The organism is Stenotrophomonas sp. 10N36 (genome assembly GCF_056395005.1).
Window position 1 is genome coordinate 20,114 of sequence record NZ_JBFTIS010000004.1, and the last position, 26,095, is coordinate 46,208.

Below are 26,095 nucleotides of genomic sequence, written 5' to 3' on the forward strand. Positions count from 1 at the left end.
TCAGACTTTGCGCCCCGTCCCGCCTGTTACCCACTGCATGAATCCCCTGATTGACGGCATCCTGTCCCGGCATGCGCGCGATGGTCATCGCGTCGACAGCGTCATCCCGATGCTGGACTTGGCCGAGCAGGATCCCGCCGCCCTCGAGACGCTGTTGATGCAGTCCATGCGGTGCGATTGCACGCCGGCAACATTCCTGGACCGTGCGCTGGGCCTATTGACGGACGATCGGCTGATCGCGGTGGCCGACGCCGCATGGCGAACACTCCTGGGCGACCCGGCCCACCGACAGGCGCGCCAGATCGTGGGCTACGCGCTGTACCAGGCCTGCGATGTGCTGATCGACGATTGGGAGGCTCTGCTTGCGGTAGCCGGGCAGCAGGGATGTGCGGCGACCTACCCATGGCGCGGGCTGCCGGCGGACGTGGCTGCGCGTTGGGCGGTTGCGCTGGAGGCGGCGGAAGGGCGGGACGACGTCGACCGGGCCCTGGCGCTGGTCAAAAGCGGGCGCGTAACCGTGCAGGACCGGGCGCTGGCCTATCTGGTGCGGGCGACGGGGCAGGCGGCGGACGCGTGGGCGCACGAGGCGGGATTGGATCGGAAAACCGCGGCGCCACTGCACACCGATCAACCGCTGCACCTGCGTTTCGCGCCCGCACAGCGGGCGGCCCAGAACGCGGATGCAGGGCCGTGGCGTCGGCGGCTCTGGCGGCTGCATGCCACCTGGAGCCAGGGCGAATCACGCGGCCACGCTCACATGGGTGGGCATCTGCAGGCTCGCTGCGGCGTGTGTCACGCGCCGTTGCAGCGGTTGTTGTCGCTGGACGCACGGCACGTGGGCGCCACGGCCGAGGGCGTGTTGACGCTGGGCCTGTGCCTGGACTGCTGCGGCTGGAGCGGCATCGGGCCGCTCTTCTACCGGCATGCCGCCGAGGGACTTCCGCAGGCGCACCCGAGCCAGTGCCGCGATGTGCCTGCTGCGGATGTCGAGGGGTGCGGGGTGCTGATGGAGGCGGACGTTGAGCTGGTGTCGCTGCCCGGGCAACGCTGGCGGGAACAGGATTGGGGGGTGTCCAACCATGACGAAAACCTTTCGCGAGTGGGCGGTGCGCCGAGCTGGGTGCAGTCCGCGCAGTACCCGTCGTGCCCCGACTGTGGTGCGGCCATGCCAGTGGTGATGCAGCTCGACTCCGTTCTGCCCACCGTCGACGGCGGCATCCTGCTGTGGGGCAGCGGGGGCATGCTCTACACATACTGGTGCGATGGGTGCGCGGTCAGTGCGCACCTGTGGCAGTGCACCTGAGGCACGGTTCCCGGCGCCCGCCCGCCGGGTCTCAGGGATCCTGACGGAACGGACTGTGCCCGGCGAGCGTGTGCGCATAGCGCGCCACCTCATTGCGCTCGTGCTCGCACCAGTCGGCCAGCGCTTCGGCAAAGGCGGGCTCGGCCACCCAGTGGCGGCTGCGTACCGTCTGCGGCAGGAAGCCGCGCGCCAGCTTGTGCTCGCCCTGCGCGCCGGGCTCGAAATGCGCCAGGCCTTCGCGCAGGCAGTACTCGATGCCCTGGTAGTAGCAGGTTTCAAAATGCAGGCCGGGCAGGGTGGCCCCGCCCCAGTAACGTCCGTACAGCGTGGTCGTGCCGCGCAGGCAGAGCGCGCCGGCCACGGGCGCGTCGTCGATCAGGGCCAGGAAGATCACCAGCTGGCGCGGCATCCGCGCAGCCAGGTGGCGCAGGAACGGCAGCGTGAGCGCCGGTGCGTTCCCGTACTCGGCAAAGGTCTGCAGGTAGAAGCCGTGCATCGCCAGCAGGTCCTCCTCGCTGGCCTCATCGCCATGCACGATCCGGTAAGTCACGCCGGTACGCGCCAGCTTCGCGCGCTCCTGGCGGATGTTCTTGCGGTGCTTGTGGTCCATCGCCGCAAGGAATGCGCCGAACTCCCGCCACTGGCCGGTGTTGTGCCATTGGAACTGGATGTCCTCGCGCAGCATCCAACCCGGTCCGAACGCGGCGTCCTCGTCGGCCGGATGGAAGTTGATGTGTGCCGACGACCAGCCCATGCGCGCCACTTCACTGCGTAGCCGCTCGGCGAGCACGGCGCGGTCGGCATCGCCACGCGCGAGCAGGCGCGGCCCGGTCACCGGCGAGTACGGCACCGCCCCCAGCCACTTCGGGAAGTAGTCCAGGCCATGGCGCGCGTAGGCATTGGCCCAGGCGTGGTCGAACACGAACTCGCCGTGCGAGTTGTCCTTCAGGTAGCCCGGGATGGCCGCAAGCAGGGTGTCGCCCTCCCACAGGGTGAAGTGGCGCGGTCGCCAGCCCCATTCCGGGCGCAGGCAGCCGTGGTCTTCCAGGCCGGCCAGGAAGGCGTGGCTGACAAACGGGTTGCTGCCGTCATGGAGGGCATCCCAGGCCGCAGCGGGGACATCGGACAGGCGATGCAGAAAGCGTGGATCGGGCATATGGGAAGGATAGGGCAGAGCGATGAGGAGCGGGTGCGTGACGGCGCGCCATGAAAAAGGCCGACGCTTCCGCGCCGGCCTTCTCCTTTCAAACGGTTGGGGCCGGGATCAGCTGGCCATGCCCTTCGCGTCCAGGTAGCGCTCGGCGTCCAGCGCGGCCATGCAGCCGAAACCGGCCGAGGTGATCGCCTGGCGGTAATGCTGGTCGGCCACGTCGCCGGCGGCGAACACGCCTTCCACCGACGTCTGGGTGGCGTTGCCGCCCAGGCCCGAACGGATGTCCAGGTAGCCGTTGTTCATGGTCAGCTGGCCGTCGAACAGGCTGGTGTTGGGGTGGTGACCGATGGCCACGAAGAAGCCGTGCGCCTCGATGTCGCGGGTGCTGCCGTCCAGGGTGGACTTGACGCGCACGCCGGTGACGCCGGCCTCGTTGCCCAGCACTTCGTCCACCTGGTGGTGCCACACGGTCTCGATCTTGCCGGCGGCCACCTTGGCAAACAGCTTGTCCTGCATGATCTTTTCCGCCTTGAGGGTGTCGCGGCGGTGGACCAGGTAGACCTTGCGGGCGATGTTGGACAGGTACAGGGCCTCTTCCACGGCGGTGTTGCCGCCGCCCACCACGACCACGTCCTGGTCACGGTAGAAGAAGCCGTCGCAGGTGGCGCAGGCGGAGACGCCGCGGCCCTTGAATTCCTCTTCGGTCGGAATGCCCAGGTACTTGGCGGTGGCGCCGGTGGCGATGATCAGCGCGTCGCAGGTGTACTCGGCGCTGTCGCCGATCAGCCTGAACGGACGCTGGGCCAGGTCGGCGGTGTGGATGTGGTCGAAGATCACCTCGGTCTCGAAGCGCTCGGCATGGGCCTGCATGCGCGCCATCAGGTCCGGACCCATCAGGCCATGTGCATCGCCCGGCCAGTTGTCCACTTCGGTGGTGGTCATCAGCTGGCCACCCTGCTGCAGGCCGGTGATGACCACCGGCTTGAGGTTGGCGCGGGCGGCGTAGACGGCGGCGGTCCAGCCGGCCGGGCCGGAGCCGAGGATGACGAGCTTCTGGTGGCGGGAGGGCGTGGAATTGCTCATGTAGACTCGCGTAAAGGTGACGGGATGGGGCGCCGGCGGTGCATTGCGGGACGTCCGGGACAGGTCATAGAGTGGCGGCAGGGGCAGGGCGATTCAAGGTGAACGGTGGAACGGTGGAACCTGCAGGGCGTGTGGCGGGCTCCGTGCCGGCGTTTTGACACGGGCCGGGCAGGGTGGGCGTGCCGACCAACGGTCGACACCTACCGGGGTGCCTGCCAGTCGTTTATTATCAAGCACTAACAGTGCATTCCCAAGGTGTGGTCTAAGGTGGCGAAGCAGCTCCCGGAACGATCCAAGTCTCCTGACAGCAAACCGTCGCGCAAAGCGGCAGCCGCGCCTGCGCCTGCCGACAATCCGCGTCGCCAACGGCTGTGGCGCGACCTCGGGCTGATCGCGATCGCCCCGGCGCTGCTGTACCTGGTGGCCAGTCTGTTCACCTATTCGGCCGCCGATCCGGGCTGGTCGCATACCGGCAGCGTGGTGGCCCCGGTGCACAACATGGGCGGCCGCGTGGGCGCCTGGATCGCCGATGTGTTGCTGCAGTTGTTCGGCTACATCGCCTTCGTGCTGCCGATCGTGCTCGGCGCGCTGGCCTGGATCGCAATGTTCGGCCTCAAGCGCGAGAGCAAGGGCGAGCATGATCTGGACCCGGCGCTGCGCCTGGTCGGCCTGGTCGGTTTCCTGATTGCCGGCACCGGTTTCCTGCATGTGCGCCTGTTCACCGGCGACGTGGCCCATGCCGGCGGCATTCTCGGGCGGCTGGTCGGCAATTCGCTCAGCGCCGGTTTTGGTGCACTGGGCGCGAACCTGTTCGTGCTGGTGCTGCTGCTGGCGTCGATCACCCTGGCCACCGGCATCTCCTGGTTCGTGGTGATGGAGAAGATCGGGCGCTGGGTGCTGGCGCTGCCGCCGCTGTTCAACAAGAAGAAAGAGCAGGCCACCGAGTGGCAGCAGACCCGCGCCATGCGCGAAGAGCGCCAGGAAGTGCGCAAGGTCGATGCCGAGGTGCGGGCCAAGCGCGAGCCGGTGAAGATCGAGCCGCGCCCGGAGCCGGTGCTGGAAAAGAGCGATCGGGCCAAGCGCGAGACCCAGATTCCGATGTTCCGCGGCGTCAACGGTGATGGTTCGGACCTGCCGCCGCTGGCGCTGCTGGACGATCCCAAGCCGCAGCCCAAGGGCTACGACGAGGACACCCTGGAAACCCTGTCGCGGCAGATCGAGTTCAAGCTCAAGGACTTCCGCATCGAGGCGCAGGTGGTGGGCGCGTACCCCGGCCCGGTGATCACCCGCTTCGAGATCGAACCGGCACCCGGCATCAAGGTCAGCCAGATCAGCTCGCTGGACAAGGACATCGCGCGCGGGCTGTCGGTGAAATCCGTGCGCGTGGTCGACGTGATCCCCGGCAAGTCGGTGGTGGGCCTGGAGATTCCCAACGTCACCCGCGAGATGATCTACCTGTCCGAACTGCTGCGCTCCAAGGAGTACGACAAGTCGGCCAGCCCGCTAACCCTGGCGCTGGGCAAGGACATCGCCGGGCGCCCGACCGTGGCCGACCTGGCGCGCATGCCGCACCTGCTGGTGGCCGGCACCACCGGTTCGGGCAAGTCGGTGGCGGTCAACGCCATGGTGCTGAGCCTGCTGTACAAGGCCTCGCCGAAAGATCTGCGGATGCTGATGATCGACCCGAAGATGCTCGAGCTGAGCGTCTACCAGGGCATCCCGCACCTGTTGGCGCCGGTGGTGACCGACATGAAGGAAGCCGCCAACGGCCTGCGCTGGTGCGTGGCCGAAATGGAACGACGCTACAAGTTGATGAGCGCGGTGGGCGTGCGCAACCTGGCCGGCTTCAACAAGAAGGTCAAGGACGCCGAAGACGCCGGGCAGCCGATGATGGACCCGCTGTTCAAGCCGAACCCGGAGCTGGGCGAAGCCCCGCGCCCGCTGGAGACGCTGCCGTTCATCGTGATCTTCATCGACGAATTCGCCGACATGATGATGATCGTCGGCAAGAAGGTCGAAGAGCTCATCGCACGTTTGGCGCAGAAGGCGCGTGCGGCCGGCATCCACCTGATCCTGGCCACCCAGCGCCCGTCGGTGGACGTGATCACCGGCCTGATCAAGGCCAACATTCCCACCCGCATCGGCTTCCAGGTCAGCTCCAAGATCGATTCGCGCACCATCCTGGACCAGTCCGGCGCCGAAACGCTGCTGGGCCACGGCGACATGCTGTACCTGCCGCCCGGCACCGCGCTGCCGGATCGTGTGCACGGCGCGTTCGTGTCCGACGAGGAAGTGCACCGCGTGGTCGAGCACCTCAAGGCCAGCGGCCCGGCCGACTACATCAGCGGCGTGCTGGACGAAGTGCAGATGATGGGCGATGGCGTGGTGGTGGGCGCCGGTGGCCTGCCCGAAGCCAGCAGCAGTGCCGGTGATGAGTCCGACCCGCTGTATGACGAAGCGCTGCGCATCGTCACCGAAACCCGCCGTGCCTCGATCTCCGGCGTGCAGCGCCGGCTCAAGATCGGCTACAACCGCGCCGCGCGCCTGATCGAGGCGATGGAAATGGCCGGCGTGGTCAGCCCGCCCGAACACAACGGCGACCGCAGCGTGCTCGCGCCGCCACCCCCCAAGTAGCGCCGGGCTCTGCCCGGCTGCTCCATCCCCGGGCTGTCCCCGGCTGCGGCATCACCCGGCTCCGTCCGGGTACGCGCACCCGGCGATACACCCAACCAAAGCCTCGCCGGGCTCCGTCACCGGCACCCCTGTCCCAAGGAAGCGCAATGAAGCCGATGGTCTGGTTGATGGTGGGCGGGCTGGCGCTGATGACGGCCGCCGCGCATGCCGGGGTGACACCGGCAGTCCCGGCCGCGTCCCCGGCGGCAGTGGCGCCGGCACAGCAGGGCGCCGACGCGCAGGCCAGCAACAACTTCAGTTTCGTGCGCTATCGCGCCGACTATGCCGTGCGCCCCGATGCGGGCAACGTGCAGACCGAAGAGTACGAGATCCTGCTCAAGACCAAGGCGGCCGTCGAGCAGTTCAGCCAGGTGCGCCTGAGCTACAGCGAGAAGATGGAGACGTTGGACGTGCTGGCGGCCTATACGCTGACCGCCGACGGCCAGCGCCGCGACGTGCCGGCCGATCGCATCTATACCCAGGAAAGCTACTCCAGCGCGGCCGCGGCCATGTATGCCGATCGCAAGGTGCGGGTGGTGGTGTTTCCCAACCTGGCCCCCGGCACGCGGGTGGTCTACCAGACCCGCCGCACCCAGAACACGCCGTACTTCCCGGGCTATTTCGGCCTGTGGGAAACCTTCAGCGTGTTCACCCAGTACGACGACGCCCGGGTCACGCTGTCGGCGCCTGCCGGCATGCCGATGTTCGTGCAGCAACGCGGCGTGCAGGGCAGTGATACGCCAACGATCCGTGACGGTCAGGCGCGCTGGGAATGGCAGTACCAGCGGCGCACGCCGATGCTGGCGCAGAACTGGTCGGCCGCGGCCTGGGAGTTCAGCCCGACCATCATGGCCAGCACCTACCGCGACTGGGCCCAGGTCGCCCGTGCCTACCAGCTCAAGGGCGGCGAGGCGGCCAAGGTGACGCCCGGCATCCAGGCGCTGGCCGACCAGGTCGCCGCCGGCATCACCGACCGTCGCGAGCAGGCCGCCGCGCTGTATCGCTGGGTGTCGCAGAACATTCGGTATGTGGCGGTGTATCTGGGCAACGGCGGGCTGGAGCCGAACCCGGCGCAGAGCATCCTCGACAACCACTACGGCGACTGCAAGGACCACGTGGTGATCCTGGAGGCGCTGCTGGCGGCACGCGGCATCCAGAGCACGCCGGTGCTGATCGGCGCCGGCGGCGGACCGACCCTGCCGGCGATTCCGCTGCTGGGGCGTTTCAATCACGCCATCACCTACATCCCCGAATTCGACCTGTACCTGGATTCCACCAGCGCCTACGCCCGCTTTGGCCAGTTGCCCGATGGCGACCTGGGCGCGCCGGTGCTGCTGACCCGCCAGGCCACCGTGGCGCGCACGCCGGAAAACGACGCGTCGCGCAACGGCAATGGCCTCGACGTGGGTTTCCGCTTCGATGCGGCCGGTAACCTGAGCGGGCAGACCGTGCAGCAGCCCAGCGAAATCAGCGAGATCGGCATGCGCGGTTCCTTCGCCCGCCTCAACGCACAGAACCGCGCGCGGGTGGAGGAGTCGATCATGGCCTCGTCCGGGTTCGACGGCAGTGGCGCGCTGACCTTGCTCGGTGATCCGCAGGACCTGGCCCGGCCGTTCAACTACCGCTACGACTTCCATGCCAGTGACTACGTGGATTTCGGTGCGGTCGGCGGCATGCCGCTGCCGGATGCGCCCGGGGGCGAGTCGTTCCGCGACATCTACACCACCACCTCCGCGCCGACCAACGACACCCCGTTCTACTGCACCGACAGCCTGCGCGAGGAAACCTACCGGCTGCAGTTTCCGGCCGGCGTGCCGATCGTGGCCATCCCGCGCAGCCAGCAGTTCCGCAATGCTGCTGGTGAGTACCGGCTGGACTGGACCCGCGACGGCCAGGTGATCACCGCCCGCCATCGCCTGCACCAGCGCGCGGTGCGCGGGCCGCAGGCGCTGTGCGAGGCGCAGGATTACCCGGCGTTCCGCGCGCTCTACCAGCAGGTGCGGCGCGGGTTCCGCGGCCAGGTGGTGTACGGCGACCTGAAGACGGTCCAGGTCAGTCCCTGACCCTGCGCCGCCGGTAGGCGAGCGCAGCAACGCGGCGCATACTATGCCTGATCGCCCATTCAGGTTTGGCTGGGCACACTGCACTCCATCCTTCCCATCTGTTCGGATACCGCGCATGCACACCACTTTCCGTCGCTACCTGGTTGCCGCTACCCTGGTCATGGCCAGTGTGGGCTCGGCGTCTGCCTGGGCCGGTGCCCGCGATGAGCTCAACCGCTTCACCCAGGGCCTGAAGGGCCTGGACGGGCAGTTCAGCCAGCAGGTGTTCGACAGCAAGGGCAAGGTCAAGGAAAACACCAGTGGCCGGGTCGCGCTGTCGGCGCCGCGCCTGTTCCGTTGGGAATACATCAAGCCGCACGAACAGCTGATCGTGGCCGACGGCAAGAAGGTGTGGGTGTACGAGCCGGACCTGGAGCAGGCCACCGTGCGTGCGCAGGGCGCCGAAGAGCAGAACAGCCCGCTGACCGCGTTGATCAACCCGGCGTTGCTGGACAAGCAGTACGACGTCAGTGAAGAGGCGGCCGCCCGCGACGGCCTGCAGTGGCTGGCGCTGAGCCCCAAGCGTGAAACCGACACCGCCTTCCAGTACGCCGCACTGGGCTTCAACGCGCAGGGCCTGGCCCGCATGGAAGTGGTGGACGCCGTTGGCCAGCGCACCGTGATCACCTTCACCGGCTGGAAGCGCAACCCCAGCTTTGCCGCGGGCACCTTCACCTTCGCACCGCCCAAGGGCACCGACGTCATCGGCCAGTAGAGCCGGGCTCTGCCCGGCTGACCGGCTTGGTAGGTACGCGCGAAAGGCAGCGACGTAGAGCCGGGCTCTGCCCGGCTTGGTGGGCGCGCGCGAAACGCAGCGACGTAGAGCCGGGCTCTGCCCGGCTTGGTGGGCGCGCGCGAATGGCCGCCGGGCAGAGCCCGGCGCCACGGGCGGGTCGGCGCACGCGCGGCCACGGTAGAATGGGCGCGTGGCCAGAAATCGAACGACATTCAATGGGCCCGATCTGCTGACCGTGGATCGGGACAACATGCGTCCGCTCGCCGAGCGGATGCGCCCGCAGACGCTGGACGAGATGGTGGGGCAGAAGCGCCTGCTCGCGCCCGGTAGTGCATTGCGCCGCGCGGTCGAGTCCGGACACGTGCACTCGATGATCCTGTGGGGGCCGCCGGGCTGCGGCAAAACCACCCTGGCGCTGCTGCTGGCGCATTACGCCGATGCCGAGTTCCGCGCCATCTCGGCCGTGCTGTCCGGGCTGCCTGAAGTGCGCCAGGTGCTGGCCGAAGCGGCGCAGCGCTTCGCCGAGGGGCGCCGCACGGTGCTGTTCGTGGACGAGGTGCACCGCTTCAACAAGGCGCAGCAGGATGCGTTCCTGCCGCATATCGAGCGCGGCACCATCGTGTTCGTCGGCGCCACCACCGAAAACCCATCATTCGAACTGAACTCGGCGCTGCTGTCGCGTTGCCGCGTGCATGTCCTTGAAGCGGTGTCGCCGGCCGATATCGTGGAGGCGCTGGAGCGCGCGCTGGACGATGCCGAGCGCGGGCTGGCGGCCGAGCCGGTGCAGGTGGCGGCCGAGTCGCTGCTGGAAATCGCCACGGCCGCCGATGGCGACGTGCGCCGCGCACTGACCCTGCTTGAAATTGCCGCGGAGCTGGCCGGCGGCGATGGCGATCGGATCAGTCCGGAGATGCTGCAGCAGGTGCTGGCCGACCGCACCCGGCGCTTCGACAAGGGCGGCGAGCAGTTCTACGACCAGATCTCGGCACTGCACAAATCGGTGCGCAGCTCCAATCCCGACGCCGCGCTGTACTGGCTGACGCGGATGCTGGACGGTGGCTGCGACCCGTCCTATCTGGCCAGGCGGCTGACCCGCATGGCGATCGAGGATATCGGCCTGGCCGACCCGCGCGCGCAATCGATGGCGCTGGAAGCCTGGGACATCTACGAGCGCCTGGGCAGCCCGGAGGGTGAGTTGGCCTTCGCCCAGCTGGTGCTGTACCTGGCCAGCACCGCCAAGTCCAACGCCGGCTATGCCGCCTTCAACCAGGCCAAGGCCGACGTCCGCGACAGCGGCACCGAAGAAGTCCCCCTGCACCTGCGCAATGCGCCAACCAAGCTGATGAAGAACCTCGGCTACGGCGCGGCATACCAGTACGACCACGACGTGGAAGGGGGCATCGCGCTGGACCAGACCGGGTTCCCGGATGCACTGGGCGAGCGCGTGTACTACCAGCCGGTGGCGCGCGGGCTGGAAATCAAGCTGAAGGAAAAGCTGGACCGGCTGCGCGCCGCGCGCGAACAGGCCCGCGCCGACAAGGGCGGGCAGTGATGGACGGCCTTACCCTCTGGTGGCAGCAACTGGGGCTGGTGATGGCCGGGGGAGCGCTGGGCGCGGCGCTGCGCTTCATGATCGGTGACGCGATGCTGCGGCAGTTCGGGCACGGGTTTCCGTGGGGCACGTTGACCGCCAACCTGGTCGGTGCGTTCGCGGCCGGCTACCTGATGATGTGGCTGCAGACGCGCGGCAGCCAAGCGGCGTACTGGCGCGCGTTCCTGATCGTGGGGCTGCTGGGCGGGCTAACCACGTTCTCGGCCTTGATGATGGAAACGCTGGTATTCGCCCGCGCCGGGCGCGGCGCACTGGTGCCGCTGTATCTGGGCGTCACCCTGGTGGGCGGGATGCTGCTGGTATGGCTGGGCGCGCGCCTTGCCGAAGCGACGCGCTGAAAGCAAAACGCAGAAAACCGCGCAAAAGGCTGGATTAAAGTGATGTCTCACGATATCGTGCGCGCCCCCGTTTGCATCTTCGTCCGTCATGCGCGATGAACAAGACCCCGGCACCCTGGAGCTGATGCTGCCGCGCAAGCGCGGCCGTCCGCCCACGTTCGGCTATGCGATGACCGATGCACAGCGCGCGGCACGTTACCGTGCGCGTCGCGCCGGCCAGGCCGATCACGCCGATGTGCGCAGCTGCAGCGACATGGTGCTGCTGGACAAGATCCGCGCGGCGATCACCAGCAAGGACCCGGAACTGACCGGGTTCCTGGTGCACGTGCTGTGGCAGCGGTACCCCTTGCAGCTCAAGTAAGACGCTCACGCGGCAGGGCGCTGGCGTGCGCACGCAGGTGGGCCAGCAGCCGGTCCGCTTCGTCCCAGTCGGTGGGCGCATCCAGCGGTAGTTCGTGCAGGTCTGCGGCGGTATCGGCCAGCGCCTCGCGCCCCAGCATGCGCAGCACCCCCGCCAGCCGATGGGCATGGCGACGCAGCGCGGCGACCTGTCGCTGGTCGCGCGCCTGCTGCAACGCACACACCTCCTCCTGCAGCGATTGCACATACGGCGCCCACATCGGGTCGTCGTTGTCCACGGCGTGGCTGCCGCCCGACCCCGGCGCGATCTCCACATCCAGCACCGCCAGCAATTGCGCCGGGTCCAGCGGTTTGTACAGCACCGCGTCCATGCCGCTGGTACGGCAGCGCTGCACATGCGCTGGCGAGCTGGACCCGGAGAACGCCAACAGACATGCCGGCGGACCGGGCTGCAGCGCCTCGGCCTCGCGCAGCAGGGTCGCCAGCGCATAGCCGCTCATGTCCTTCAAGTCGCAGTCGATCAACACCACGGCGCTGGGCGCGGCACGCTGCGCGCGCAGGGCGCTGGCACCATCGGCGCACGTCTGGACCGTGGCGCCGAGCGCGCGCAACTGCTGCGCAACGAAGGTCCGGGTCAGTCGGTGGTCTTCGATCAGCAGCAGGGTGCGGCCTGCCAGCGGGGCGGGAGGTGCAGCCGGCAGCGGCGGCGGGACCGCGGTGGGCAGGCAGACGTCGAAACGACTGCCCTGACCGGGCGCACTGTGCAGTGTGATCCGGCCCTGCAGGGCGACCACCAGATCGTGGCAGATCGACAGCCCCAGTCCGGTGCCGCCCGCATCCGGCGCGTGGTCCGCATGGCCCTGCGCAAACGGTTTGAACACGCTGGCCTGGCGTTCGGCGGGAATGCCGATGCCGGTATCGCGGATGGTCAGTTGCAGCTCGGTGCCACCGGCGCGCCGCTGCACCGACACCGCGATATCGATGCGGCCCTGCGGGGTGAATTTCAGTGCATTGCCGAGAAGATTGTTCAGGATCTGGCGAAGGGCGGCGGCATCGATCCAGAGCGGCGGCAGCGGGTCCGGGCTCAGTGTCAGGTCCAGTTGCAGGCCCTTGGCGTGGACGCTCGGGCGCACCGCGGCGATGCAGTCATTGGCCAGTTGCTGCACGTCGTGCCAGTCCGGCGCGGGCTGGAACTGCCCGGCGGCCATCCGCGAATAATCCAGCGCGTGGCCCAGCAGGTGGCGCAGGCCGGTGCCGGCGGCGCGCGCCGCGTTGACCAGCTGGCGCTGGCCGGCATCCAGGCCGGACTGGCTCAGCAGATCCACCGACGCCACCAGCGCCTGGGCGGCGTTGCGCACCTCGTGGCTCATTACGCCGATGAAGCGCGCCTGGCGGCGCTCGTTGCGCTGGGCGGACTGCTGGGTACGCAGCAGCCAGAAGGTGGCGGCCAACAGCAACGACAGCAGCGCGCCAGCCCCCAGCACCTGCCACTGGTAGTGCCGGATCAAGGTGCCGAGTGGCGGAATGCTGAGGTAGGTGTTTCGGGCCAGCTGTTGCAGTATCTGGGCATGTTGCTGCGGGGTGATGGCCTGCATCGCCGCATCGATCTCAGCGATCATGCCGTCATCTGCGCCGCGCGCCACCAGGTGGATCGTGGCGGGCAGGTCGTCGGGGGCGCGTTGCAGCAGCAGGCTGTCGAACTCCCGGCGCGCCAACGGCCGCATCAGTACGTCCAGCCCGACCGCGGCGTCGGTGACGCCGGTCTCCACCGCCGACAACGCATCGGGCAGGTCGGTCACCGCGATCACCTGCAGTTGTGGGTAGTGCCGGCGAAGCCAGCTGCCATAGCGGCTGCCACGGACCACGGCGATGCGATGGGGCGCGCCGTCGCCCAACACCACCTGCGCCCGCTGCGCGTGCCGGCTGGCCAGCAGCGCCTCGCCGCGGTAGTAGGCGGGCGATGCGGCCAGTGCGCACGGCGGCTGCTCGGGCAGGCCGACCATCAGCATCAGGTCGGCGCGCTCGTCGCACAACGCCTGCACCGCCGCCCGGCTGGAGGGTTCCATGTGCTCGTCGAAGTGCAGCCCGGTGTGCGCCGTCACCAGTGCGGCGTAGCCGTGCGCCAGGCTGGCGTGGCGGCCCGGGATGGCCTCGCGCGAGAGCGTGCGGTACTGCCCCGGGTCGAGCGCCACCCGCACCGTGCGGGGTGCAGTGGCCGCGCCAGCGGGCAGCGGTGCCGCCAACAGTGCGATCACCAGCAGGCCGTGCCATCGCCCGTTCACAGCGGTGCCAGCTGCGGGCGCAGGGTGAACAGGTCGCGATCGCTGCGCAGGCCGAGCTTGCGGAATGCGGCGTGCTTCTGGGTGCTGATGGTCTTGATGCTGCGATGGCGGTGCAGGGCGATCTCGCTCACGGTCAGGCCGGACAGGCATAGCCGCAGCACATCGCGTTCGCTGCGTGACAGGGGGGCGTCGGGACGTACGTCGCCGAACTCGGCCGGCACCCTGCAGTGGCCGTTGGCCACCTCGGCGACGGCATCGGACAGGGCATCCAGGCGCTCGGTCTTGGTCACCATGCCGGCCGCGCCGACGCGCAGCACCGACGACAGCAGCACGCGGCTGGCGTGGGCGGTGAACAACAGCACACGCACGGCGGGAAAGCGGTCGCGCAGCAACGCCAGCAGGTCGTTGCCGGTCAGGTCATCGCTGCCCAGTGTGTAGTCGACCACCGCCACGTCCACGGGCGTGCGCTGCAGTGTGGTGATCAGCTCGTCGCTATGCGCGTGGCTGCCGACGACGTCGAACCGGGGGTCGGAGGAAAGATGGACGAAGCTGCCGTGCCGGACAACATCGTGGTCGTCGAGCAGGGCGATCTTCAGGGTGCAGGGGGTGGCCTGTCCGCTCATGGGATCTGTTTGCTGTTGGACAAAGGAAAGCACGCGAAGGAGAGTGTTTCGGAATTCTCCTCGCTTGGCTGTGCGGCAATGCCCCTTCCTTGCGTAATTGCGACGATTCCTATGGTCAGAGCGCGAGCGCCGTCACTATCCAGTCGGATCGCTGTCACTCTGCAGGTGTTCAACCCGTGCCGCGTGCGGTGCTCAGCGACGTTCGCGATCGAGCAGTCGTGCGAAGCGCGCGGCCAGTTCACCCACCAGCGGATCGGCGTTGGGCCGATGCAGCAGCGCGATCTCCATGCTTTCCACCGGCGGCAGACCCTGTCGCCGGGTGAGGATGCGATGGTCGCCGGTGGTGGCGCGCGCGGGCAGCAGGCTGATGCCCATGCCATCGGCGACCGCCCCCTGGATGCCGCTGAGGCTGGAGCTGGTGAAGCTGATGCGCCAGCGTCGGCCCATCGCCTCGACCGCGGCGATCAGGTCGTCGCGGTACAGCCCGAGCGGCGGGAAGGTCACCAGCGGGATCGGATCCAGGCCGATGCAGGGCGCGCGGGCGCTGTCGATCCAGCGCATCGGCTCGGGCCAGCAGGCCGCCGCCTGCCGGCTGTTGCGGCGTTGTTTGACCAGCACCAGATCCAGTTCGCCATGGTCGTAGCCACTGGCCAGGTCGCGGCTCAAACCGCTGGTGACCTCCAGCTTCACCTGCGGGTGGCGGCGGTTGAAGCTGGCCAGCAGGCGCGTGGTGCGTGCATTGACGAAGTCCTCCGGCACGCCAAGGCGCACGGTGATCGCCACGGTGGCGCCGGCCAGCGCCTCCCGCATCTGCTCATTGAGGGCCAGCATCTGCCGCGCGATACCGAGCAGGGTCTGCCCGGCATCGGTGGGATGCACGTCGCGGTTACCGCGGACCAGCAGCGGATGCCCGGCCATGTCTTCCAGACGGCGGATCTTCTGGCTGATCGTGGACTGGGTGGAGTGCAGGCGCGCGGCCGCCGTGGTGAAGCTGCCGCAGTCGGCGACGGTGACGATCGCGCGCAGCAGGTCCAGGTCGAACAGGCTGCGTTGGGGTCTTGCGGGGGAAGCCACGGTGCCATCCACATCTGGCAGGGGCTGGAGTTCTAGCATGCCGTCGTGGGAGCGGCAAACCCGGCGCGGCTCAGTGACCCGTGCGTGCCAGGCTGCGCGCCACCCGTTGCCCGGCGTCGCGCAGCTTGTCCTGCAGTTCCGGCGGACCCAGCACCTCGAATTCCAGGTCCAGGGCCATCAGCCAGTACACGATGGCGCCCGCCGGGTTGGCACTGCAGCGCAGCAGGCAGCGGTGCGCGTCGACGTGTTCCAGTTGCCCGGCCGTGTCGGGGATCTGGCGCCGCATGGCCGCCAAGGGCGCGTGCAGGATGATTCGCGCCGGTTCGCTGGATTGGGCAAGCGACAGGGACTGCGCCACCCAGGTGCGCAGGTCACCATCGCCCGGGCCCGCACGCGGGCTGAAGTGCGCCCCGACCACCGGTGCGGCGGTGATGCGGTCGATGCGGAAGGTGCGCCAGTCGTGCCGGGTGGTGCACCAGGCCACCAGATACCAGCGCCGATCGGTATGCACCACGCCGTGCGGTTCCACCCGGCGCTGGCTCGCCTGATCGTTGCGGTCGGCGTAGGCCAGGTGTAGCTGCAGCTGGTCGCGGCAGGCGCCTGCCAGTACGGCCAGCAGCCCGGCATCCACCACCGGACCGGACGGTCCCAGCGGCAGGATCGCCGAGCCCAGCGCGTCCAGCCGCCGGCGCAGGCGGGGTGGCATGACCTGTTCCAGTTTGATCAGTGCGGTGATCGCGGTCTGCTCGATGCCGCTGACGGTGCCGGTCACGGCGGTGCGCAGGGCCACGGCCGTGGCCAGGGCTTCGTCGTCATCCAGCAGCAGTGGGGGCAGGGCGCGCCCCGCACGGAAGGCATACCCGCCGGCCACGCCGCTGCTGGCCTGGATCGGATAACCCAGCTGGCGCAGGCGGTCGATGTCGCGGCGCAGGGTGCGTGGATGCACGCCGGTGCGCTCGGCCAAGGCGGTGCCGGCCCAGTGTGGCCGCGATTGCAGCAGGGACAGCAGGCTGAGCAGGCGGGTCGAGGCGGTGAGCATGGCGGCAGTGTGCGCGACGGTCGCGGACAGAAGGTGTCCGCAATGGTGGCTAGCCTGTGGGTGTGGTGCAAGGCCCCTGCGGCTGCACCCTCCCTCCCAGTCCACCTACACGGAGTTCCGCATGTCCCTCGTCTTCTATTGGCATCCCATGTCCAGCGCCACCCCGGTCGCCTGCGCCCTGGCCGAACTGGCCGTGCCCCACGAGCGTGTCAGGATCGATATCCGCACCGGCGAGCAGCGCACGGCGGCGTATCTGGCGATCAATCCCAATGGCAAGGTGCCGTGCCTGGTGGTCGATGGCACGCCGCTGTTCGAAGGCCTGGCGATCCTGCAGTGGCTGGGTGCGCAGCATGGCGTGGCGCAGGGCGTGTGGCCGCAGGACGGCACCCCCGAACGCCTGCAGGCGCTGTCGTGGACCACCTGGGCGTACGTGACCTACGCCGCGTTGTTGAACCGGTTGTGGCTGGCCACCCGCGACGAGGCGCTGCGCAGCCACGAGCAGGCCGCTGCCGCACTGGCCGGGGTCAACGAACTGCTGGACCTGCTGGAGGCGCGACTGGCTGACCGTCCCTGGATGCTGGGCGAAGCGTACTCGCTGGTCGATCTGGTGGTGGGGTCGGTGGTGGGCTATGGCGTCTACTTCGGGGCCGACGTCGAGGCGCATCCGCAGGTCAAGCAGTGGCTGGGGCGGCTGCAGGCACGCCCGGCAATGCAGGGCGAGGTGTAAGGCCGCCGGCACGGCCCGGCGCGCACGCTGCCGGGCCATGCATTTGATTGCTGCATGTCGGCCATGCCGAGATTTAACTGGTGCATGCCCGCGCCAGCGCCGTATGGTGGCCCGGTCTTCCCTGATCGTGCCCCGTCCATGAAACCTTCGCTGTGTGCCGTGCTTCCGACCCTGTTGATGCTGGCTGCGCCGGCGTTCTCTGCCGAGCAGGCCGATCTGATCATCCGCCAGGCCACCGTGGTGGATGTGGAGCACGCCCGTACGCAGGCCAACCAGAGCGTGGTGGTACGCGGCGCTGACATCGTCGCCGTCGGCGAGGACAAGGCGATTGCACGGCAGTGGCGCGCGCCGCGCCAGGTGGATGCCAAGGGCCGATATCTGATTCCCGGGCTGTGGGACATGCATGTGCATTTCGGCGGCGGCCCGGAGCTGATCGAAGAGAACAAGGCGCTGTTGCCGCTGTACATCGCCCATGGCATCACCACCATCCGCGACGCCTCCGGTGATCTGCCCACGCAGGTACTGCAATGGCGCGGGCAGATCCGTGACGGCAGCCTGATGGGGCCGCAGCTGTTCACCTCCGGCGCCAAGATCGAAGGGGTGAGGCCGGTCTGGAAGGGAACGATCGAGGTCGGCAGCCAGGCCGACCTGGATGCGGCCTTCGTGCGGTTGAAGCAAGACAAGGTCGACTTCGTCAAGATCACCGACAGCACGCTGACCCCGGATCTGTTCCTGGCGGCGGTGCGCGGCGCGCGTGCCAACGGGCTGCGTGCCTCCGGCCACATTCCGATGGCGTTGACGGTGCAACAGGCGGTGGACGCCGGTATCAGTTCCATCGAACACCTGGACTATGCGTACAAGGCCGGGGTCAAGAACGAAGCGGCGATTGCGGCCGCCTTCGCGGACAAGCGCATCGACAGTGCCGAAGCCAACCGGCAGCTGGACGCCGGCTTCGACCGGGACACGGCGATGGCGGCCTACCGCGGGTTCGCGGCCAAGGGGGTGTACGTCACGCCCACACTCAACGGTGGGCGCATCCTGGATTTCCTCGATCAGGACGACCATGCCAACGATCCGTACCTGGCCTACATCGGCCCCAAGCTGCAGGCGACCTATGGCTGGCGCGTCGAGCGCGCCGCCAAGGCGACGCCGGCGCAGATCGAGGCGCGCCATCGCGAGTACCACCAGGTGGCGGCGGTGCTGCCGATGCTGCAGCAGGCCGGGGTCACGATCATGGCCGGCACCGATGCCGGCTTCCTCAACTCGTTCAACTATCCCGGCATCGGCCTGCACGACGAGCTGAGCCTGTTCGTCAAGGAAGGCCTGACCCCCGCGCAGGCACTGTCGGCGGCGACGTGGGCAGGGCCGTCGTGGTTCGGGATGCTGGATCGCTATGGCGGCATCGCGGTGGGCAAGGCCGCCGACATGGTCCTGCTGGATGCCAACCCGCTGCAGGACATCAACGCCACCCGGCGCATCGACACCGTCTTGCTGCGCGGCCAGGTGTACGACCGCAAGGCACTGGATGCGCTACTGGAACAGACCCGGGCCAAGGTGGAGGCATGGCAGGGCGCGGCGAAGTGAGTGCATCGCCCTGGCAGTGACCTGCCAGGGCGGCTCGCGTCACCGCGCTGCGATGGCGCGGCCCAGCGCCGCGCTGGCCTCCAGGTGCGCGTCCGGCGCGATGGTGTCTACTTCCAGCAGCAACGTGGACGACACCACCGGTGCGCCGCAGTAGTCGAAGATGCCGGTGTCGATCTGGGTCTTCATGGCGGTCTCGTAGCCGCGCTTGGTCCAGGTGCGCTGGTCTGCACCGCCCAGGCCGACCAGATGCACCTGCAGGCGTGACAGCTTCTTCTCCACGCGGCCGCTGCTGTCGTCGTAGGCCCAGCCGTTGGAAAAGACCCGGTCGATCCAGCCCTTGAGCTGGGCGGGCATCGCCCACCAGTACACCGGAAACACCAGCACCAGCGTGTCGGCACGGTCCAGTCGGGACTGCTCGGCCAGCACGTCGCTGGGGAACGGCTGCCGCCGCTGGTGGCCGTCCAGGTCGGCCTGGGTGAAGCGCGGGTCGAAGCCTTCGCTGGCCAGGTCGGCCATTTCGACGGTCGCGGTGGGGTGGGCGCTGGTGATCCCGTCGCGGATGCGAGCGGCGACGGCGTGGGTGAGGGCGTCCGGGTTGGGGTGGGAGGTGACGATGAGGGTGTGCATGGGGGGAATCCAGGTGACGGGGGAGGGTGTATACTTTTGGTAAGTTACGTCCAGTAAGTTACGATTGGTATATAGCCATGTCAAGCCGCCTGCCTGAACCTCCGGATGCCGCGCCCCGCCGCCGGCTGAGCCGCGCCGACCGCCAGCAGCAACTGCTGACCGAGGCGTGGCGACTGGTGCGCGAGGAGGGCACCGATGCGCTGACGCTGGGGCGGCTAGCTGAGCGCTCGGGCGTGACCAAGCCGGTGGTGTACGACCATTTCGGCACCCGCGCCGGATTGCTGGCCGCCCTGTACCGCGATTTCGACGCGCGCCAGGACGTGGTGCTGCAGACGGCACTGGCTGCCGCCGGCCCGACCCTGCAGGAAAAAGCCGAGGTGATCGCGCAGGCCTACGTGGCGTGCGTGCAGACCCAGGGGCGCGAAATTCCCGATGTGGTGGCGGCGCTGGCGGGCTCGCCGGAGCTGGCGCGCGTCAAGCGCGAGTACGAGACGGTGTTCCTCGAGCAGTGCCGCGCGCTGCTCGCGCCGTTCGCGCGTGATCAGTCGCTGCCGTCGGTGGGGCTGTGGGGAATGCTGGGCGCAGCAGAAGGGTTGTCGTATGCCGCCGTGAACGGCGACATCACCGCGGCGCAGGCGCAGCGTGAGTTGGCCGAGACGATCGTGTCGATGGTGACGCGCGCCTGAGCGCACGGGCGCGACGGGGCGTGGCAGCGTGCGTTGCTTATGACGAATGCAGGTCTGCATATGCCACGCGGCGCAGCCGCGACACCGAAAACGCATGCGTAGTTCCCTGCTGCCTGTTTCATTGCGATGTCAGTCACAGGCGGTGTCATGAATTGTTTAGTGACATGCGGGCGGCGTCTACGCGCGACGGCCAACTTCGCACGCGCCGCTAACCCGTGCCCGCCTACGGTGCAGTCACCGGCATCATTTCGTTGCCGAACACCGGAGATGCACAGATGGGTACCAACCAGAACCCGCAGCAGAACCAGCAGAATCAACAGAACCAGCAGGACAAAAACCAGCCGGGTCAGCAGGGCCAGCAACAGCAGCAGCGCGATCCGCAGCGCCAGGGCCAGCAGCAACAGCAGGACCAGGATCAGGACCAGAAGCGCGAACGCGCCGGTCAGCAGGGCGGGCAGGACGAAGAAGAATAAGTCGGCTGCCGGTTGAACACTGTGCAGGGGCCCGGCCGATTGGTCGGGCCTCTGCTTTTGCAGGAGGCGGCGGGCGGATACACGCCGTTACAGGGATCTATGTGATAAGCATTCGCATTTAGGATACACTGCGCTGTCTCCATGTGAAGAGGGCGGCGTGGCTCCGTGCTGCCGTCCACCAGTGCCCATGACGTTGTCCTTTGCGGCCCGCCGCCGCGTATATGCCTTGCTGCCCCTGGCCGGTCTGATGGTGGGCCTGGCCTGTACCGTGCCCAGCGCATCGGCACAGCAGCGCAATCCGCAGCAGCGGGTGAGCAACACGATTTTCGAGCAGAAGGCCGAGAGCTATCGCTTCGAGCGCTTCAGCCTGGACAGTCCGGACGGACAGCGCCGCTGGCAGGTCAACGTGGGCATTCCGTTGCGCGGCGGAAACGCGCCGGCGCCGGTGCTGTACATGCTCGACGGCAACGCCGCGGCGATGGTGATGGACCAGCCGCTGCTGGCCGAGCTGGCTGCGCGCAAGGCCGCGCCGGTGCTGGTGTTCATCGGCTACGACAACGACCTGCGCATCGACTCGCCCGCGCGCACCACCGACTACACCGCCTGGATCGACCGCGCCGACGATGAAGGTGGGCAGCCGACCGTGGTGGGCGGCGGTGCGTTTGCATTCCAGGACCTGATCGAACGGCGGATCAAGCCGGAAGTGGAGAAGCGCGCCACCATCGACCGCCAGCAGCAGGCGCTGTGGGGCCACTCGCTGGGCGGCCTGTTCGTGCTGAGCACGCTCTACACCCGGCCGGCGGCATTCCAGTACTACCTGGCCGCCAGCCCCTCGCTGTGGTGGAGCCAAGGTGCGCCACTGGGCGACATGGAGCGGCAGTTCCTGGAGAACCAGCATGGCCAGCCCGCCACGGTGTGGGTGATGCTCGGCGGCGCCGAGCGCGTCGGTGATCGCGGCAAGCGCGACATGAGCAACCCGCGCGTGGTGGCGCACCTGCGCCGGATCGGCGGCGCTACGCCGGATGCGGCCATGCAGTTGTCCCAACGCCTGTCCAAGGTGCCGGGGCTGGAGGTGCATTACCGCGAATTCGATGGTCTGGGCCACGGCCCGATGCTGTCGGCGTCGTTGCAGGCCGCCTTGAGCGCGCTGTATGGCGTGGGCGACCGCAGCCGGGAAGCGCCCACGCAGCCCTGAACCCCCATTCTCTGCACGGCCTGGCCGTGCACCCCCGCTACCCAGGCTTTCCGTGCGCCTCTGCACCGGCCCAGGCAACCAATGAACCCCCGCGCGCTGCGCGGTACCCCGTGCAAGGAGCCTGTCATGTCATTCCGTTCTTCCCTCCGTCTCACCACCCTGGCCGCCGGCCTGCTGCTGGCCGTCGTCGGCAACGCGCAGCCCGTGTTCGACCAGCCCGCCAGCGTGTTCAAGGGCGAAGTTGTCTCGCGTGGTGAGAACGTCGTGCCGGGCAGCACGGCCGACGTGATCGGCCGCGGCTTCGTGCCGGGCCAGCAGGTCAGCCTGCTGCGGGGCGACACCGTGCTCAACGCGCAGCCGCTGACCGTGGATGCCGAAGGCAACTTCAAGACCCAGCTGCAGATTCCCGCCGATGCGGTGCCGGGCACCCACCCGGTGGTGGTGCGCGCCAGCCAGCCGGCCGCCGCGGCCGTGCTCAAGCTGCGCGTGTCGCCGCAGCTGCCGCTGTCCGGGCAGGACCAGTTCACCACCCAGTCCAACAAGCTGGTGCAGGGCCTGTACCAGTCGGCCTACAGCGCGGCCAGCAACGCGGTCTTCGTGACCTCGGCCGTGGGCCGCCCGCCGGTGACCCAGTCGCAGCTGCTGAAGGTGGACCCGAAGACGCTCAAGGTGGTCAAGGCGATCACTCCGGCACAGGTGCCCGACGCGAAGGGCGGCAGCGTGTTTGCCGTGTACGGCGTGGGCGTGGACGACGCCAGCGGCACCGTGTGGGTGACCAACACCCGCCAGGACAGCGTTGCGGTCTACCGCCAGTCCGATCTGTCGCTGGTGCACCAGTTCCCGGTCGGCACGGTGCCGCATGCACGCGACGTGGTGGTGGATGCCAGGCACGGTAAGGTGTTCGCGTCGGCGACCGGTGAAGACCATCTGTCGGTGTTCGATGCCAAGACCTTCAAGGCGCTGGAGCCGATCACCCTGGCGTCGGGCGTGGACGATGAGAAGTTCGTTCCGATGAGCCTGGTGCTGGACGAAGCCAGCGGCAAGCTGTTCACCGTCAGCATCGGCACGCCCGAAGCGGCGGTGATCGACGTGGCCAGCGGCAAGGTCGACAAGGTGATCGACCTGGGCAATTCGATCAGCGCCTCCGGCGTGGCTTATGACGCGCAGCAGAACCGGCTGTACGTGGCCTCGCAGGGCACCGACAACCTGCTGATCGTGGATGTCGCCAGCGGCAAGGTGCTGCACGACGTCGCGGTGGGTGCCGGCGCGCTGAACGTTGCCTTCGATCCGATGGCGGGGCTGGCCTACGTGACCAACCGCGGTGCCGGCACCGTGACCGTGGTGGACCGCAGTGGCAAGGTGGTCGGCAACCTTGACGGCGGCACCTTCCCCAACCACGTGCGTGCCGACGGCAAGGGCAACGTGTTCGCGGTGAACAAGTCGCGCGGCACCGACGATGCCAAGGGCGACCGCATCACCCGCATCGCGCTGCGCCAGCGTTGAGTCAACGAGCAGGGCGGTCATCGGCCGCCCTGTCGAAGGAGTCATGATGAAATCCAGTACTTCCCTGCGGCTGTTGCCGCTTGCCATGGCGGTGGCGCTGGCCGCCTGCAGTGGCCCGGCTACCCCGCCCGCCGCCGATGCGCCCGCGGCAAATGCCGCGTCGGCCAGCGACACGCCCGCTGACGGCGCATTGCCTGCCGACTGGACGCGCCTCGATGGCGGCGCGCTGCCGAGCCTGGTCGGCCAGGCTGCCGTGCTGCCGGCCAAGGTGCGGTCCGATGACGGTGCCGAGGTCGAGGTGGATGACACCAGCCGGATCATCGTCGGCGGCGACGACGTGATTGCGGTGATCGATGCGCTGGGCCTGGGCAAGCAGGTGTTTGCCGCGCCGAAGAACACCACGACTGCGTCCGGCCGCGCCGCGCCGCACCAGTTCCTGTTCAACCGCACCACGGGCGTGGAAGGCGTGCTCAGCCTGCAGGGCTCGCTGTTCCTGGGCAACAGCCTGCGCCGCCATACCGAGCTGGCACAGAAGCTGCGCGCGGTGGGCGAGCCGGCGGTGGTGGTGGACGACCTGCAGCCGGCACCGGACAAGGTGCGCAAGATCGCCGCGGCGCTGGGCCTGGCCGATGCCGGTCAGACGCTGGCCACCCAGGTGCAGCAGCAGCTGGACGAAGCGGCGGCGATCGGCACCGCCAGTGGGCGCAAACCGCGCGTGATCCACGTGTCGGCCACCGGTGCCGGCGGCGCGCCTACCGTGGCCGGTACCGACAGTGCGTCGGCCAAGCTGATTGCGCTGGCCGGTGGGCTCAACATCGGCACCGAAGCGGGCGTGGCCAACTACTCGGCGCTGAGCAATGAGGGCGTGGTGGCGGCGGCACCGGAGGTGATCCTGGTGACCGAGCACGACCTGGCCCTGTTCGGCGGCGCCGACGGCCTGTGGAAGGCCTACCCGACCCTGAAACAGACCCCGGCCGGGCAGGCCAACCGGGTCTGGGTGATGCCCGACGTACAGCTCAAGTACGCCAGCGTCGGTTCGGGCGTGGGCGCACTGACGTTGGCCAAGGCGCTGGCGGCGCTGCCCAAGGCATGAGTCCGGCCGATCGGCGCCGCCGACGCGGGCGCGGCATGTTGTTGCTGGCGGCGGTGGTGCTGCTGCTGGCGGTGCTGGCCTCGTTCGCGGTGGGGCCGTTGCGGCTGCCACCGCTGGAGGTGCTGCAGGCGCTCGGGGTGAAGCTGGGGCTGGTGGACCCGCAGGCGGTGAGCAGCCGTGACCTGGCCGTGGTCTGGCAGCTGCGCATCCCGCGCGCGCTGCTGGGGGCGATGGTCGGCGCTGCGCTGGCGATGGCCGGTGCGAGCCTGCAGGGATTGTTCGGCAATCCGCTGGCCGACCCGGGCATCGTGGGCGTCAGCCAGGGGGCGGCGCTGGGTGCGGTGGCGGCCATCGTGCTGGGCGCGGCCGGTGCGGCCGGCTGGATCGTGCCGGTGGCCGCGTTCGTCGGCGGTGCCGTGGCGATCAGTCTGACCTACCTGCTGGCGCGGCCGGGCAAGGGCAGCGGCAACGCGACACTGTTGCTGGTGGGCATCGCGATGGCGGCGTTCTGCTCGGCGCTGATCGGTTTCCTGACCTACATCGCCAGCGAAAGCGAGTTGCAATCGCTGGTGTTCTGGCAGATGGGGTCGCTGGCGCGGGCCAGCTGGAGCGACGTGGTGGCGGTGCTGCCGTTGTTCGCCATCGGTGTGTTCGCGCTGCAGCGTCTGTCCACGCCACTGGACATGCTGGCGCTGGGCGAGCGCCAGGCCCAGCACCTGGGCCTGGACGTGGCCCGTACGCGACGGCGATTGGTGGCTTTCAGCGCGCTGCTGGTGGGGGCCGCCGTGGCGTTTGCCGGTTCGGTGGCGTTCGTGGGTCTGGTGGTGCCGCACGTGGCGCGCATGCTGGTCGGCCCGGGCCATCGCTGGTTGCTGCCGGTGTCGGGCGTGCTGGGCGCGCTGTTGATCGTGGTGGCCGATACGGCCGCACGCACGCTGGACCCGCCGGCGGAGATTCCGCTGGGCCTGTTCTCTGCCGCGCTGGGCGCGCCGTTCTTCCTGTGGCTGGTGCTGCAGCAGCGTCGCAAGGACACCCCATGAGCGCGCTGTTGCGCCTGCGCGGGGTGATCGTGCGCCGCCAGCTGCGCGAGATCCTGCATGGGATCGCGCTGGATTTCGTGCCCGGCACGGTGACGGCGCTGGTCGGCCCGAACGGTGCGGGCAAGTCGACCCTGCTGGCGGTGGCCGCAGGCGACCTGCAGGCCGATGCGGGCGAGGTGCTGCTGCAGGGCAGGCCGCTGGCCGACTACAAGGCCGGGCCGCTGGCGCGCGAGCGCGCGGTGATGCCGCAGGAACACGGCGTGCGGTTCGCCTTCAGCGTGGAGGAAGTGGTGGCGATGGGGCGGTTGCCGCATCCGCCGGATCCGGTGGCGGACGATGCGCAGGTGGAAGCGGCCATCGACGCCGCCGAGCTGCAGGCGCTGCGCCTGCGCGAGGTGCAGCAGCTGTCCGGTGGCGAATCGGCCCGCACCACGTTTGCCCGGGTACTGGCCCAGCAGACCACCTTGCTGCTGCTGGATGAGCCAACCGCGGCACTGGATCTGCGCCACCAGGAGCGCACCCTGCGCAGCGTGCGCGCGCTGGCCGATGCCGGTGCCTGCGTGATCGTGGTGCTGCACGACCTGAATCTTGCGGCGGGCTACGCCGACCGCATCGTGCTGCTGGAACAGGGCAGGGTGGCGGCCGATGGCACGCCTGCGGAAGTGCTCACCGAAGCCCACCTGGGCCGCGTGTACCAGCAACCGGTGATCGTCCTGCAGCACCCGCAGCGCGGCGTGCCGCTGGTGGTGGTAGCGGACGCGGACTGACGCGCGGCGATGTATGGCGGCG

General features: G+C 68.8%; 23 protein-coding genes. 16 read left to right on the forward strand and 7 right to left on the reverse strand.

Annotation, left to right across the window (positions count from 1 at the left end; translation table 11 throughout):
• The first annotated feature begins 37 nt into the window (after positions 1-37).
• The gene (locus tag AC1DCJ_RS06230; RefSeq protein WP_137189453.1) at positions 38-1,303 is read left to right on the forward strand and encodes a hypothetical protein; all 1,266 of its coding nucleotides are present in this window, start codon (positions 38-40) and stop codon (positions 1,301-1,303) included.
• A gap of 31 nt (positions 1,304-1,334) precedes the next feature.
• Here AC1DCJ_RS06230 and AC1DCJ_RS06235 read toward each other — a convergent pair whose 3' ends face one another.
• The gene (locus AC1DCJ_RS06235) at positions 1,335-2,459 is read right to left on the reverse strand and encodes a GNAT family N-acetyltransferase (RefSeq protein WP_478070406.1); all 1,125 of its coding nucleotides are present in this window, start codon (positions 2,457-2,459) and stop codon (positions 1,335-1,337) included.
• A gap of 108 nt (positions 2,460-2,567) precedes the next feature.
• On the reverse strand, positions 2,568-3,539 hold the full coding sequence (gene trxB, locus AC1DCJ_RS06240) for a thioredoxin-disulfide reductase (RefSeq protein WP_141058072.1): 972 nt from the start codon (positions 3,537-3,539) through the stop codon (positions 2,568-2,570).
• A gap of 267 nt (positions 3,540-3,806) precedes the next feature.
• Between trxB and AC1DCJ_RS06245 the strand changes: the two genes are divergently transcribed.
• From AC1DCJ_RS06245 to AC1DCJ_RS06270, 6 genes are all read left to right on the forward strand, one after another.
• Complete coding sequence (locus tag AC1DCJ_RS06245; protein WP_038688381.1) at positions 3,807-6,173, forward strand: DNA translocase FtsK; 2,367 nt, start codon at positions 3,807-3,809, stop codon at positions 6,171-6,173.
• A gap of 146 nt (positions 6,174-6,319) precedes the next feature.
• Positions 6,320-8,275: a DUF3857 domain-containing transglutaminase family protein gene (locus tag AC1DCJ_RS06250; RefSeq protein WP_478070407.1), complete on the forward strand. Its 1,956-nt coding sequence runs from the start codon at positions 6,320-6,322 to the stop codon at positions 8,273-8,275.
• A 115-nt stretch (positions 8,276-8,390) separates the two neighbouring features.
• Positions 8,391-9,029, forward strand: a complete 639-nt coding sequence (gene lolA / locus AC1DCJ_RS06255; protein WP_313244178.1) for an outer membrane lipoprotein periplasmic chaperone LolA — start codon at positions 8,391-8,393, stop codon at positions 9,027-9,029.
• A 271-nt stretch (positions 9,030-9,300) separates the two neighbouring features.
• Positions 9,301-10,602 (forward strand): replication-associated recombination protein A, encoded by a 1,302-nt coding sequence (locus AC1DCJ_RS06260; RefSeq protein ID WP_478070408.1) that lies wholly within the window; start codon positions 9,301-9,303, stop codon positions 10,600-10,602.
• A complete protein-coding gene (gene crcB, locus AC1DCJ_RS06265) occupies positions 10,602-11,000 on the forward strand; it encodes a fluoride efflux transporter CrcB (RefSeq protein WP_137189458.1) in 399 nt (132 codons plus the stop codon). The genes AC1DCJ_RS06260 and crcB overlap by 1 nt, the downstream gene beginning before the upstream one ends.
• An 88-nt stretch (positions 11,001-11,088) precedes the next feature.
• Positions 11,089-11,361, forward strand: coding sequence for a hypothetical protein (locus AC1DCJ_RS06270; RefSeq protein WP_137189459.1), 273 nt, complete (start codon positions 11,089-11,091; stop codon positions 11,359-11,361).
• On the opposite strand, the gene AC1DCJ_RS06275 is transcribed toward AC1DCJ_RS06270, so the two are convergent.
• The 4 genes from AC1DCJ_RS06275 to AC1DCJ_RS06290 form a co-directional block, all read right to left on the reverse strand.
• Positions 11,354-13,615 carry an ATP-binding protein gene (locus AC1DCJ_RS06275; RefSeq protein WP_478070409.1) on the reverse strand — a complete coding sequence of 754 codons (2,262 nt, stop codon included), beginning with the start codon at positions 13,613-13,615 and terminating at the stop codon, positions 11,354-11,356. The genes AC1DCJ_RS06270 and AC1DCJ_RS06275 overlap by 8 nt on opposite strands.
• Before the next feature lie 23 nt (positions 13,616-13,638).
• Positions 13,639-14,265, reverse strand: coding sequence for a response regulator (locus AC1DCJ_RS06280; protein WP_137189461.1), 627 nt, complete (start codon positions 14,263-14,265; stop codon positions 13,639-13,641).
• A 192-nt stretch (positions 14,266-14,457) separates the two neighbouring features.
• Positions 14,458-15,339 (reverse strand): LysR substrate-binding domain-containing protein, encoded by an 882-nt coding sequence (locus tag AC1DCJ_RS06285; RefSeq protein ID WP_478070410.1) that lies wholly within the window; start codon positions 15,337-15,339, stop codon positions 14,458-14,460.
• Between the two features lie 70 nt (positions 15,340-15,409).
• Positions 15,410-16,378, reverse strand: coding sequence for a helix-turn-helix transcriptional regulator (locus tag AC1DCJ_RS06290; protein ID WP_478070411.1), 969 nt, complete (start codon positions 16,376-16,378; stop codon positions 15,410-15,412).
• Between the two features lie 121 nt (positions 16,379-16,499).
• Here AC1DCJ_RS06290 and AC1DCJ_RS06295 point away from each other — a divergent pair, with 121 nt between their 5' ends.
• Both AC1DCJ_RS06295 and AC1DCJ_RS06300 read left to right on the forward strand, forming a co-directional pair.
• Entirely contained in the window at positions 16,500-17,105 is a 606-nt protein-coding gene (locus AC1DCJ_RS06295) for a glutathione S-transferase family protein (RefSeq protein WP_478070412.1), read from the forward strand.
• Between the two features lie 138 nt (positions 17,106-17,243).
• Positions 17,244-18,689 (forward strand): amidohydrolase family protein, encoded by a 1,446-nt coding sequence (locus AC1DCJ_RS06300; RefSeq protein WP_478070413.1) that lies wholly within the window; start codon positions 17,244-17,246, stop codon positions 18,687-18,689.
• 39 nt (positions 18,690-18,728) lie between these two features.
• Here the strand turns inward: AC1DCJ_RS06300 and AC1DCJ_RS06305 are convergent, their stop codons facing one another.
• Positions 18,729-19,316 carry an NAD(P)H-dependent oxidoreductase gene (locus tag AC1DCJ_RS06305; protein WP_478070414.1) on the reverse strand — a complete coding sequence of 196 codons (588 nt, stop codon included), beginning with the start codon at positions 19,314-19,316 and terminating at the stop codon, positions 18,729-18,731.
• A 77-nt stretch (positions 19,317-19,393) separates the two neighbouring features.
• Between AC1DCJ_RS06305 and AC1DCJ_RS06310 the strand changes: the two genes are divergently transcribed.
• The 7 genes from AC1DCJ_RS06310 to AC1DCJ_RS06340 all read left to right on the forward strand — a co-directional run bounded on the left by AC1DCJ_RS06310 (position 19,394) and on the right by AC1DCJ_RS06340 (position 26,073).
• Entirely contained in the window at positions 19,394-20,002 is a 609-nt protein-coding gene (locus AC1DCJ_RS06310) for a TetR/AcrR family transcriptional regulator (protein WP_141058063.1), read from the forward strand.
• 275 nt (positions 20,003-20,277) lie between these two features.
• Positions 20,278-20,475 (forward strand): hypothetical protein, encoded by a 198-nt coding sequence (locus tag AC1DCJ_RS06315; RefSeq protein ID WP_137189468.1) that lies wholly within the window; start codon positions 20,278-20,280, stop codon positions 20,473-20,475.
• 187 nt (positions 20,476-20,662) lie between these two features.
• Positions 20,663-21,670: an alpha/beta hydrolase gene (locus AC1DCJ_RS06320; protein WP_478070415.1), complete on the forward strand. Its 1,008-nt coding sequence runs from the start codon at positions 20,663-20,665 to the stop codon at positions 21,668-21,670.
• A gap of 126 nt (positions 21,671-21,796) precedes the next feature.
• The gene (locus AC1DCJ_RS06325) at positions 21,797-23,173 is read left to right on the forward strand and encodes a YncE family protein (RefSeq protein ID WP_478070416.1); all 1,377 of its coding nucleotides are present in this window, start codon (positions 21,797-21,799) and stop codon (positions 23,171-23,173) included.
• Positions 23,174-23,219: 46 nt separating this feature from the next.
• A complete protein-coding gene (locus AC1DCJ_RS06330) occupies positions 23,220-24,266 on the forward strand; it encodes a heme/hemin ABC transporter substrate-binding protein (RefSeq protein ID WP_478070417.1) in 1,047 nt (348 codons plus the stop codon).
• Positions 24,263-25,306 (forward strand): FecCD family ABC transporter permease, encoded by a 1,044-nt coding sequence (locus AC1DCJ_RS06335; RefSeq protein ID WP_478070418.1) that lies wholly within the window; start codon positions 24,263-24,265, stop codon positions 25,304-25,306. The genes AC1DCJ_RS06330 and AC1DCJ_RS06335 overlap by 4 nt, the downstream gene beginning before the upstream one ends.
• The gene (locus AC1DCJ_RS06340) at positions 25,303-26,073 is read left to right on the forward strand and encodes a heme ABC transporter ATP-binding protein (protein WP_478070419.1); all 771 of its coding nucleotides are present in this window, start codon (positions 25,303-25,305) and stop codon (positions 26,071-26,073) included. Before AC1DCJ_RS06335 ends, AC1DCJ_RS06340 begins: the two co-directional genes overlap by 4 nt.
• Positions 26,074-26,095 lie beyond the last annotated feature (22 nt).

Bases quoted from the DNA above. Each gene is read 5' to 3' on its own strand.
- AC1DCJ_RS06230 (WP_137189453.1), top strand. From the start codon at position 38: ATGAATCCCCTGATTGACGGCATCCTGTCCCGGCATGCGCGCGATGGT.
- AC1DCJ_RS06235 (WP_478070406.1), bottom strand. From the start codon at position 2,459: ATGCCCGATCCACGCTTTCTGCATCGCCTGTCCGATGTCCCCGCTGCG.
- trxB (WP_141058072.1), bottom strand. From the start codon at position 3,539: ATGAGCAATTCCACGCCCTCCCGCCACCAGAAGCTCGTCATCCTCGGC.
- AC1DCJ_RS06250 (WP_478070407.1), top strand. From the start codon at position 6,320: ATGAAGCCGATGGTCTGGTTGATGGTGGGCGGGCTGGCGCTGATGACG.
- lolA (WP_313244178.1), top strand. From the start codon at position 8,391: ATGCACACCACTTTCCGTCGCTACCTGGTTGCCGCTACCCTGGTCATG.
- AC1DCJ_RS06260 (WP_478070408.1), top strand. From the start codon at position 9,301: ATGCGTCCGCTCGCCGAGCGGATGCGCCCGCAGACGCTGGACGAGATG.
- crcB (WP_137189458.1), top strand. From the start codon at position 10,602: ATGGACGGCCTTACCCTCTGGTGGCAGCAACTGGGGCTGGTGATGGCC.
- AC1DCJ_RS06270 (WP_137189459.1), top strand. From the start codon at position 11,089: ATGCGCGATGAACAAGACCCCGGCACCCTGGAGCTGATGCTGCCGCGC.
- AC1DCJ_RS06280 (WP_137189461.1), bottom strand. From the start codon at position 14,265: ATGAGCGGACAGGCCACCCCCTGCACCCTGAAGATCGCCCTGCTCGAC.
- AC1DCJ_RS06290 (WP_478070411.1), bottom strand. From the start codon at position 16,378: ATGCTCACCGCCTCGACCCGCCTGCTCAGCCTGCTGTCCCTGCTGCAA.
- AC1DCJ_RS06295 (WP_478070412.1), top strand. From the start codon at position 16,500: ATGTCCCTCGTCTTCTATTGGCATCCCATGTCCAGCGCCACCCCGGTC.
- AC1DCJ_RS06300 (WP_478070413.1), top strand. From the start codon at position 17,244: ATGAAACCTTCGCTGTGTGCCGTGCTTCCGACCCTGTTGATGCTGGCT.
- AC1DCJ_RS06305 (WP_478070414.1), bottom strand. From the start codon at position 19,316: ATGCACACCCTCATCGTCACCTCCCACCCCAACCCGGACGCCCTCACC.
- AC1DCJ_RS06310 (WP_141058063.1), top strand. From the start codon at position 19,394: ATGTCAAGCCGCCTGCCTGAACCTCCGGATGCCGCGCCCCGCCGCCGG.
- AC1DCJ_RS06315 (WP_137189468.1), top strand. From the start codon at position 20,278: ATGGGTACCAACCAGAACCCGCAGCAGAACCAGCAGAATCAACAGAAC.
- AC1DCJ_RS06320 (WP_478070415.1), top strand. From the start codon at position 20,663: ATGACGTTGTCCTTTGCGGCCCGCCGCCGCGTATATGCCTTGCTGCCC.
- AC1DCJ_RS06325 (WP_478070416.1), top strand. From the start codon at position 21,797: ATGTCATTCCGTTCTTCCCTCCGTCTCACCACCCTGGCCGCCGGCCTG.
- AC1DCJ_RS06330 (WP_478070417.1), top strand. From the start codon at position 23,220: ATGAAATCCAGTACTTCCCTGCGGCTGTTGCCGCTTGCCATGGCGGTG.
- AC1DCJ_RS06335 (WP_478070418.1), top strand. From the start codon at position 24,263: ATGAGTCCGGCCGATCGGCGCCGCCGACGCGGGCGCGGCATGTTGTTG.
- AC1DCJ_RS06340 (WP_478070419.1), top strand. From the start codon at position 25,303: ATGAGCGCGCTGTTGCGCCTGCGCGGGGTGATCGTGCGCCGCCAGCTG.